Here is a 2,075-nt window from a genome sequence, read left to right as displayed (position 1 = left end):
TGTATTAGACGATATTGTAGAAAAAGGCTTTGAAGCATTAACAAACGACAAATCTCAAGCTAAAATTCTAGTTGAATTAAGCGGAGAAAAATAGGTCTTAACTATATCAAATTAAAAGATAAATAGAAAAACGAAACTGCAGGCAAATCCTTATAAATTGGATAGCCTGTAGTTTTTTAGTTGCACTTTTTAAAATAAGAAATATTTCAACAGGTGTGTTGATTATCCAATTTCCCCCACAAAATAAGTGTATTTGCTGATTTCCGCTACGGCTTGCTCGCTTTCCTGCGGGACGAGTGCTGGGGACAAGTACTTAACGGCATCGTCGATAAGATCAATGGAAAAATGAGCGCAGAAATACTAACAACAATGCAGGAAAAAAATGTGAAGCTATCGGTAGAGCAGGCGAAAGTTTTAACAACACCGCTTACGACGAAGACGACGCTGGTTCATCCAACTGGCAATTAAGCAATGCACCATTAGCTTTATTTCAACCACTTTGGTTTGGTAGCTTAATAGGAGCTGTTTTTATCTACCTTGCCGTAAAAAAACGTAGCTTCAACAATCGAAGAGAAGAAATGATTGCACGATTCTTTCAACTAATAGTCAGTCTAATGATTGGTATTGCGGCAGGTTTTGACCTTACATGGTTTGCATCTTCTATACTTAGTTATGAGTTTCCAAGTTTTATAGATACAGCATTATTTTTAAGTTTAACAAGCTGTAGCTTCACGTTAGTTAATGATTTTCGCTATTCTCAGTTGGATTGGGTTTGCGGGTATTCCAATTTTTGTGTTGTTATTATTCTTTGGCATTCCTTTGTTGCAAATGACACCAGAAGTTATGCCGACTTTTTATAAAAATTGGGTATATCCTTGGATGCCAATGCACTTTATGGTAGAGGGATTACGTAAATTGTTTTTCTATCATAATGCAATTCGTTGGGAAACATCTACTATCGCCTTAACGTGGATTGCAATTGGTAGTTTAATTTTAGCTGTTTTATCCGTTTGGAAGCCAAAGAAGGGGAAGGTTGGAATTGAAGAAGAACCAGGAATGTGAAGAAGCTAAGCGCTAGGTGCTGAAACAGTTCTGAAAGTAAAATATAATGGAAGATTTTAAGGTGTATCTTTGATTATTCTGAAAAGGTTCTAAATTATTTAATGAAGATGATGTTTCCTCAACACAGACATCATCTTTTTAAGTTCCAGTCAGTGATTATGATTGTAGTAGATCCTATAAGTTTTGACTGCTTTTTAGTATTTTCTAGTATTTCACGTTATTCTTTAGTGTTTTTTCAAATTTAGTGTTGTTTTAATTTGATGGATACTTTTCTTACAACGACAAAAATAAAACGCTTTTACAATCTGCTTAATAAGAGACACCTATTAGCGTCTTTTTAAGGATATAGCGAGAGTTTATTTAAGCTTATCTTGAACTTTGTCTTCATCTAAAAAAAGCGGGGGATAAGTGTGATGAACCGCCAGTAAAAGCTCGATTGGTTTAATTAACAGATAATGGAAAACATCCACTGTATAAATTTTCACTTGTCAATTTATATTATAATGAATAATCTCGATTTCACACAGTCAATGATTAGCACCTATTTGTTTTGCTTAAAAGTTGAGTTAATAATTTATTCAAAGGTTCAATAAAAGTTGTGTAGACTTCGGACTTTAATTATAAAAGATTTAGAAAAAAGTATTTTGTATTATGACAAAAAAGCAAGCTTAAAATGAAATAGTTGTTTTTTTAATAAATAATAAAAACTATTGACATAGTTAAAATAAAAACATATAATAATTGAGTCGCTAACAAATGAAGTAAGTGACCGATATAAAATGAATTATTTTTTTAAAAAGTTGTTGACTTTCTAAAAGATAATTGATAGAATGTAAAAGTTCGCTGATGAGCGAATTGAATATGAACCTTGAAAACTGAACAAGCAAGACGTTAATCAATAAAATTTGTTCACTAACCTCCGTTAGTGACAAAGACAAAATAGATATCATCTTCGGATGATACGCTAGCAAAGCAAATGAGCTTTCAAACTTAACTTTTATGGAGAGTTTGAT

Annotated in this window: 2 protein-coding genes; both read left to right on the top strand. The window is 32.4% G+C overall.

Annotation, left to right across the window (positions count from 1 at the left end; translation table 11 throughout):
• Nucleotides 1-345 precede the first annotated feature (345 nt).
• Nucleotides 346-468, top strand: a complete 123-nt coding sequence (locus FEZ13_RS20300) for a hypothetical protein (RefSeq protein ID WP_255473254.1) — start codon at nucleotides 346-348, stop codon at nucleotides 466-468.
• Between the two features lie 273 nt (nucleotides 469-741).
• A complete protein-coding gene (locus FEZ13_RS19155; RefSeq protein ID WP_146553972.1) occupies nucleotides 742-1,062 on the top strand; it encodes an ABC-2 transporter permease in 321 nt (106 codons plus the stop codon).
• Nucleotides 1,063-2,075 lie beyond the last annotated feature (1,013 nt).

The organism is Rummeliibacillus sp. SL167 (assembly GCF_007896505.1).
Lineage (GTDB): Bacteria > Bacillota > Bacilli > Bacillales_A > Planococcaceae > Rummeliibacillus > Rummeliibacillus suwonensis.
Note: the sequence above shows the minus strand (reverse complement) of the source record. Positions and strands in the feature narration are given on the sequence as shown.

Excerpts from the sequence above, each read along its gene's own strand:
- FEZ13_RS19155 (WP_146553972.1), top strand. The coding sequence starts at position 742 with ATGATTTTCGCTATTCTCAGTTGGATTGGGTTTGCGGGTATTCCAATT.
- FEZ13_RS20300 (WP_255473254.1), top strand. The coding sequence starts at position 346 with ATGAGCGCAGAAATACTAACAACAATGCAGGAAAAAAATGTGAAGCTA.